This is a genomic window from Leptospira mayottensis 200901116 (assembly GCF_000306675.2).
GTDB lineage: Bacteria > Spirochaetota > Leptospiria > Leptospirales > Leptospiraceae > Leptospira > Leptospira mayottensis.
In genome coordinates this window covers 3,743,143-3,750,000 of record NZ_CP024871.1, presented here as the reverse complement: position 1 = coordinate 3,750,000, position 6,858 = coordinate 3,743,143, and the positions used below count along the sequence as shown (strand labels likewise).

The 6,858-nt window shown below is 39.6% G+C and carries 6 protein-coding genes (1 of these 6 only partly in view); 3 read left to right on the top strand and 3 right to left on the bottom strand.

Annotated features, from left to right (window positions below; translation table 11 throughout):
- The 3 genes in view from LEP1GSC190_RS17175 to LEP1GSC190_RS17165 are tightly spaced (each overlapping or abutting the next) and all read left to right on the top strand, a layout consistent with a single transcriptional unit that may run on beyond the window.
- A protein-coding gene (locus LEP1GSC190_RS17175) for a proton-conducting transporter transmembrane domain-containing protein (RefSeq protein ID WP_002749695.1) crosses the window boundary here: on the top strand, window positions 1–543 show its 3' end. Its footprint begins 666 nt before the window's first position; only the last 543 of its 1,209 coding nucleotides appear in the window; its start codon lies off the left edge, out of view; it ends in the stop codon at window positions 541–543.
- A complete protein-coding gene (locus LEP1GSC190_RS17170; RefSeq protein ID WP_002749714.1) occupies window positions 544–1,953 on the top strand; it encodes a hydrogenase large subunit in 1,410 nt (469 codons plus the stop codon).
- The gene (locus tag LEP1GSC190_RS17165) at window positions 1,950–2,771 is read left to right on the top strand and encodes an NADH-quinone oxidoreductase subunit B family protein (protein ID WP_002749684.1); all 822 of its coding nucleotides are present in this window, start codon (window positions 1,950–1,952) and stop codon (window positions 2,769–2,771) included. The genes LEP1GSC190_RS17170 and LEP1GSC190_RS17165 overlap by 4 nt, the downstream gene beginning before the upstream one ends.
- Before the next feature lie 125 nt (window positions 2,772–2,896).
- Here LEP1GSC190_RS17165 and LEP1GSC190_RS17160 read toward each other — a convergent pair whose 3' ends face one another.
- From LEP1GSC190_RS17160 to LEP1GSC190_RS17150, 3 genes are all read right to left on the bottom strand, one after another.
- Window positions 2,897–3,286 carry a DUF1304 domain-containing protein gene (locus LEP1GSC190_RS17160; protein WP_002749725.1) on the bottom strand — a complete coding sequence of 130 codons (390 nt, stop codon included), beginning with the start codon at window positions 3,284–3,286 and terminating at the stop codon, window positions 2,897–2,899.
- 183 nt (window positions 3,287–3,469) lie between these two features.
- A complete protein-coding gene (locus LEP1GSC190_RS17155; protein WP_036048650.1) occupies window positions 3,470–4,885 on the bottom strand; it encodes a hypothetical protein in 1,416 nt (471 codons plus the stop codon).
- A 965-nt stretch (window positions 4,886–5,850) separates the two neighbouring features.
- The gene (locus LEP1GSC190_RS17150; RefSeq protein ID WP_002749693.1) at window positions 5,851–6,666 is read right to left on the bottom strand and encodes a cobalamin-binding protein; all 816 of its coding nucleotides are present in this window, start codon (window positions 6,664–6,666) and stop codon (window positions 5,851–5,853) included.
- Between the last annotated feature and the right edge of the window lie 192 nt (window positions 6,667–6,858).

The window sequence follows — 6,858 nt, the reverse complement described above, 5'->3', positions numbered from 1 at the left end:
AGGAACGATTTGAGAATGATGACTGCAAAGGTAGCTCTATTTCACAGTGGTGCGATTGGAATTTTTCTTTGGATGGATCTTTCGGATTCGGTGTTCAATTTCGTAATGGCAGGAAATATTGTAATGAAATCGGTTCTATTTTTAACGATGGGGATTGTAAGAATGGATGCCGGAAAAAGAGAATTGAGCAAAATTTTTCTTTCTGAGAAGATCAATAAGAAAGCGTTATCGCTTTATACGGCTTCTTTGTTTGTCGCCTTTATTCTTCCGGGTTCTCCGATTTTCGTAAATGACCTTTTACTTTTGAAAGTAGGTTGGGCCCAAGGTCAGTGGTTTGTGATTACGGTACCGTTTTTAGGATTGATCTTTTTTGGAGTGTTGCTCTACAAAACGGTTCCTCTTTTTAATTTGGAAGACCGGCCGTTTGCAAAGGAATTTGCCGGAACATTACAGATCCGCATGACCAATTCGCTTTTACTTTTTGTCATGGTACTCGGTCTCGGTATTTGGGGTTTTTATCATCTACTGCAAGGAGAATTTTGAATGCGTAGCGTGACTGGTTTATACCCGAGAAAGGGTAAAAAGGGTTACAACCGCTTTTGGCTTACAAGCGACGGAGTAGAACATGAAATCGTAGAATATTCCGAAAAGGAAGCCTTTGAAGACACAGCGAATCCGATTTGGATTCTCAGGCATTCTCTTGGAACCAATCAGGGAGAAGAGGATTATTCTTCCTATGATTTTGAAAGATATATTACGGCAGATCGCAAAATCGATCTGGAAAAATTCGTAACTAAAAAAGGAATTAAAAACTTAGAATATAAAGGATTAAGAATACCAGTTCCGGCAAGTCATTATTCTCACGCGGTTGGACCGATTCACGCGGGAGTGATCGAACCCGGGCATTTTCGTTTTATCGTAAAGGGAGAAGAGATTCGAAATTTAGACATTCGACTCGGTTTTCAAAAACGAGGTTTAATCGATTTAATCAAGGGAAAAGGACCAAAGGATTCTTTGCCCTATGCGGAAGCGATTTCAGGAGACAGTACGATTGCTTATACAATTGCGTTTTCCAGAATTTTCGAGGAAGCGCAGAAAATCGTCGTTCCTCAAGAATTGGATTTTGCAAGACTCGTTCTTTTAGAACTCGAAAGAATTGCGATTCATATTGGAGATATGGGCGCGATCGCGGGAGATATAGGTTATTATCCTTTACAAGGTGTTTGCTCTTTGCTAAGGGGAGTTCCTCTTGGAGTGATGGAAGCGTTGACCGGAAGTCGCTTCGGAAGAGGGGTGTTATCTCCGGGCAAGGTCGTTCTTAGAAAAGGACTCAATCGCGAAAAATTAAACGAACTCGCAGAAAGGATTCGCTCCGTTACTGCGGATGTCGCAGCGCATTTTGAACGCGCAGCCAACGTTTCTACAAACCGGGAGAGGTTGCAGTCCTGTGGAATAATCCGGCAAAAGCAAGTTAGACATCTTGGCTTTATAGGAATGGTGGAGAAGTGCACAGGACTCAGCAGGGATCTTCGTAATTTAGAAAAATCGTATATGTTTAGTTCTCCGATTTCTCTTGAGTTGAATCGGGATCATATGAAAGGGGACGCATGGGCAAGATTTTACTTACGTTATGAAGAATTAAAGAACAGTGGTAAATGGCTCACAGAAGCGATTCCAAAATTAGAAGCCACTTTCTCCCTGAAGTTCGGAAAGATCCCGTCAAAATCTATTGTCAAAAAAGGGACCTATTATTCCGCAGTGGAAGGATGGAGAGGACCGGTGCTAATATCCTTGGATCTCGACGCCGTTGGTTCGATTGAAAACGCTTATATCAGGGAAGTTTCCGTTCCTAATTGGCACGCGCTTGAGCTAGCAGTAAGGGGAGAATACATCGGGGATTTTCCGTTGAATAATAAGTCCTTTAACTTGAGCTATGTAGGAGTGGATCTATGAAAATTATGTTCGAGATATTGAATATAATTCGTCCTGCAAAAACGATGAATTATAAAAAGGTTTTGCCCTTCAACCCGAACGCGAGGGGAATTCCGATTCCAGTCTTATCTTCTAACGAATCTTGTCTTTCTTGCAAATCTTGCGAACAAGTATGTCCGACTCATTCACTCAAGATTCATTCCAAGGATAAAATGAGTTTTGATTATGGAGCTTGTCTTCAGTGTGGAAGATGTTCCGAGTTTTGCTCTGATGGAAAGATCGTCGATTCTGGTTTTGTTCACGTATATTCCACCGATCGGGAAGCCTTAAAAGTAACGTATACCAATGGAATACCGGATAAAAAACCAGAAATGGAAACCGAGGAAGTAAAACGGTTTAGAAAGACTACAAAGAAAACCGGATTTCAGTTTAGAGAGGTCGCTGCTAGCGGAAATAATACAACCGAAGCGGAAATCAATGCAAGTTTTAACGCCCTTTTTGACAGTGAGGCTAGTAAGATTCGAGTCGTCGCTTCTCCAAAACACGCGGATGCGCTTGTCTATTCGGGTCCGGTTGGACCAAATATGGAAGGTCCACTCGATACAGCGTGGGAAACGATGCCTTCTCCAAAAGCTCTTGTGGCTTGCGGTTCGGAAGCGATTTCAGGTGGGCTTTTCAAACTCGGTAAACTTCCAAAAGAACCTGACTTGTTCATTGGAGGAGATCCTCCTCGCCCGGATGTGATTGTTTCCGCGTTTCGGTATTTGATGGGAACCAGAGAATTCTCTTTCAGAACGGAACTGGCAAAGTTCGTTCAAAATTTAAAGGAAACCAAATAATTTAAAATATTCTAATATGCCCGGAAAATAAACCGGACTTTAAAATTCGTATGGAATCTGGGCATATTAGAAAAATCCAAACAGAATTGTTATGGATTTAAAAATTCAAATTCGTTCTCGATTTTTTATCCGCCAAATATGGAAAATCCGATCAAAGCGATTGCAATCAAAGGCGGTAATCCTTGAATAATCGCAGCGCGTGCCATGGAAGGTTTAGAGGCGAAAAGGACTAGACCGGCGCCGAAAACCGACAAACAGGAAAAAATCATAATTGCCGGAGCGTAGTTTGCATGAAGATCGAAAAAGATCGCGCCGTAAAGCGCACCGATCGCTAAGAAGAGGTTGTAAAAACCTTGGTTCAAAAAAACTCCTTTCATCGTTTCCGCTAACTTTTTATCCGTCACTCCGAAACGTCTGTGAATTGTCGGCCGCATCCAAAGAACGCTCTCCATGAGAAAAATCCATACGTGAAGCGCTCCTACGATACCGGCTAAAATCCTTGCGGCTAAAATCATTCTGATAACTCCTAAAATTTGTTCCGGTAGTTTAACAGCTGGGCTTTGCTTTGTAAAGGCGTATCTGGGCTAGTTTTCGATATGATTTGGTCGTCCTCTCTTTGCCGAATCGAAAGTTTTATTGCGATTGCCCTCTATCTATATCGAATATGGGCATCGTCATTTCGTTAATTCCGGTTCGACTTAAATGAACTTACCCATTCTTTCGGTCGCATAAAGGGCTTCTCGGGATTTTAAACTCATACTAGAAAACAATGTTTCCGAATTCATTCCACTCAAGATATCTACGGGGTATGTAATTCGTTTGTCTTTTTTTGTATGAATCGGATAAAAGCGTTTTTGATCTCTATAGGAATAAGTCGTTAAAACGATCGTTTCAACGTCCTGAAAGACCTGTTCTAAATTTCGAAGTAAAGTGTTTGTTTTAGAAGCGATGTTTTCGTTGATATCTTCCCAAGCGGAAAGTTCTCCCGAAATTTCTATGTTGAGATGAACGAGAATGGGGCCTTTTTCGGATTGTTTCGCTCGATTTTTTTCTAAAACTTTTCGAGCGACGTTTAAGGCGTCCGTATCGTTTCCTCTTCCCGTCTTGACAAGAATTGCTTTGTTTCTCTGTAATAGTTCGAAACCATCCCCATAACAGATTAGTTCCTCTGCATGGTCTAGAATTTTCCACCTTTCGGTCTCGTTTAGATTGGATAACTTTCGCTTGTGATAAAGAGAATATGCAATATTCCAAATGGATTGGTACAAAAGAGCGGGAATCAAAAGAGGAGGAAGATCTTTGACTGAAAAAAGTTTTTGAGCCAATGCGTTGAACAAATCGGGTTGAATTAATTTTTGAGAAGCGAAATCGTCCGATACGACGATTCCGATTACTTCTCGAATGAGATACGACTTCATACAAAGTGCGGTTTGAAAATCGTTAAAAAAAGCAAGTTCTGGCTCCGCAAACAATTCTTCCGGAGTTTTAAAACCCACGTATCTGGCTGTTGAAGTATCTTTGAGAGGAAATTTTAAGAACGCTTTATGAAAAATATCAGAACAAGTTTGAAAGTCGAAATTACGAATGAACTCGGTCGTATCTAACGCGCTTCCATTTTCAAAGATCAATGTTTCTGCCATGGAGTCTGTATTGGTAATTCCTTCCATCACATAAAGTCTGTCTTTTCTAAAGATCTTACGGACCGCTTGGGTTTGTTCTTGGATCGCTTTTCTGGCCGCTTGATCATCATGATTGTGAGCGGCGCAACCGAGTCCTGGTAGATCGGATCTATGCATATATGCGATGAATAAAGCGGGAGTGTTCGGTGTATTGCAGGTTGCGTCATTGATCAAACGATCAATACGGTTCCAGAACCAAAAGTTATTTAGGTTTGTAGAAACAATATTGCCGTCCGTTCTACCAAAACGAATCGTAGTCACTGGATAACCTTTTAGTTTACTTCCGTGGACGCGGCCGTCGATACATTTTGTGACGAGAACTTTCGGTGCTCGGATACTGAATTCTCGAATGACGTGTTTCATCCTGTGAATGGTTTCCGATTGAAGAATATTCTCTTCCAAATATTGATTCAGGTACTGATGAACTTCTTGCACGATCAGCCTCTTTTTACTGAGTCATTCGAAAAAAATGTTGTTTTTGATCAAAGAAGAACAAAAATATTTTTCGAATAACTTCAAAATTTAAAGCCTGTTCCAAAACCTTAATAAGGAATCACTTACATTATTCGGTAAGTTTGTAATAAAACGTAGAAGTTCCCATAGATTACGTCTATTTGGTATTTTATGGGCTTTCGGACAAGTTTTATTGTTGTTAATTTCTCGTTGGAGTTCCTACATTCTAAAATTTGGGGACAGATTATTGCGCCCTAATAGTATCAGTTGGAAAATAATTGTAAAATTTATTTTTCGATAGAATCACAAATTTTAAAATAAACGTTTCCATCTTATTATAATCGGCACATTGCAGATACGTTTTGTCAACGGCGCTTTTAAAAAACTTCAAGACTAAGCGTCGTCGTAAAATATTTTTCATCTGAAAATCAGAGTGTTGTACTAAGAACATCATTGTATATATAATATTATAAATTGTTTTTGAAGTAGATTCTAATAAAATGAAAATCAATTATAGTCTTATTTCAAAAAGACTTCCAGGCTTTTTTAACTAGAGAATTTGCTAGGACAAAAAAATGTAGGAACTTCTACAGCTCATAAATGATGAACAAGATATAAGTTTTGCCGTTGAATTTGGATAAAATGGTCGTATAGGTAAAGACTTTGAATTTAAATCCTGTCCTAAAATCTTAAAACAAACCGGCTGTTATCATTCGAAAGTTCCTAACAAACGTAGGAGTTCCCACAGATTACGTCCCTTTATAAGTCAGTTTACCTACTTTCGAGCAGCCTTTTTCTTAGTCCAATTCCTGGGTTCCTACATTCTAAGGATTTGTAGTAAACTTTTAATATAAAAATTTTTAGAGAGCTTCATCTTAAATTTTTTATTTCACTTTGAAGCGCTTTTGTGTAATGTTATAAGTTATTTTTAAGACTCTGAAATTTTTTTAAGAATGAATCAATCTGACGAGATGATCGATCCCTTCCTCAAATAATGCGGGACCAGGTTGGAGAATAATTGAAGAATCCAGTTCATAAATTTTTTGATTTCGAATCGCGTTCACATTTTGCCAGTCCGGATGTTTCCGCACCCATTCAAAATTCACTGGTTTTCCACACCAAGACCCTATATATACGTCCGGATTTGCTTCCGCCACATCTGATGCAGAGATAATTCTATCCTTCGCTAAGGATTTTTTTTTGAGATATTCAAAACAATCTTTTCCACCCGCCAATTCGATCAATTCCGAAACCCAGGAAATTCCACTAATGATTGGTTCGTCCCATTCTTGAAAGAAAACGGAAACACGATTCCGAGAAAGATATCTTTGCTGAATTTCGTCTAACTTTCTTTTCCATCCTTCTATTAGTTTTTGTGTTTCGTTCCTTTTGTCTACGATGGACCCTAAAAGCAACAACGTATCAAAAATCTCGAAAATCGTTCTTTGATTAGTTACAAGAACGTTAAGCCCCTCCGATATTAAATCTTTCGCTAGGTTAGCTTGAATGTCCGAAAAGCCGATGATAAGATCCGGTTTTAATTCCCGAATACGTTTAATATTTCCGTTGATAAACGCAGAAACCTTAGGCTTTTGTTCTTTAGCCTTGAGGGGTCGAACTGTATATGCGGAGATTCCTACGATACGTTCTTCCTCGCCGAGTAAATAAAATAACTCGGTCGTTTCTTCGGTGAGACAGATAATTCTTTTCGGACCTAACCGAGCGACCATAGGAGCGAGGTTTGAGTTTTCCGAAGCGACCATAGTAGTAAGTAACTCATGTAACGCTTCCTAAGGGTCGCGTTACAGGTTTGAGTTTTCCGAAGCGAGCATAGTAGTAAATAACTCATGTAACGCTTCCTATGGGTCGCGTCACAGGTTTGAGTTTTCCGAAGCGAGCATAGTAGTAAATAACTCATGTAACGCTTCCTATGGGTCGCGTCACAGGTTTGAGTT

What these genes read in the sequence shown, in the direction of transcription:
- LEP1GSC190_RS17150 (WP_002749693.1), bottom strand. Translation starts at nt 6,666, where the DNA reads ATGGTCGCTTCGGAAAACTCAAACCTCGCTCCTATGGTCGCTCGGTTA.
- LEP1GSC190_RS17170 (WP_002749714.1), top strand. Translation starts at nt 544, where the DNA reads ATGCGTAGCGTGACTGGTTTATACCCGAGAAAGGGTAAAAAGGGTTAC.
- LEP1GSC190_RS17160 (WP_002749725.1), bottom strand. Translation starts at nt 3,286, where the DNA reads ATGATTTTAGCCGCAAGGATTTTAGCCGGTATCGTAGGAGCGCTTCAC.
- LEP1GSC190_RS17165 (WP_002749684.1), top strand. Translation starts at nt 1,950, where the DNA reads ATGAAAATTATGTTCGAGATATTGAATATAATTCGTCCTGCAAAAACG.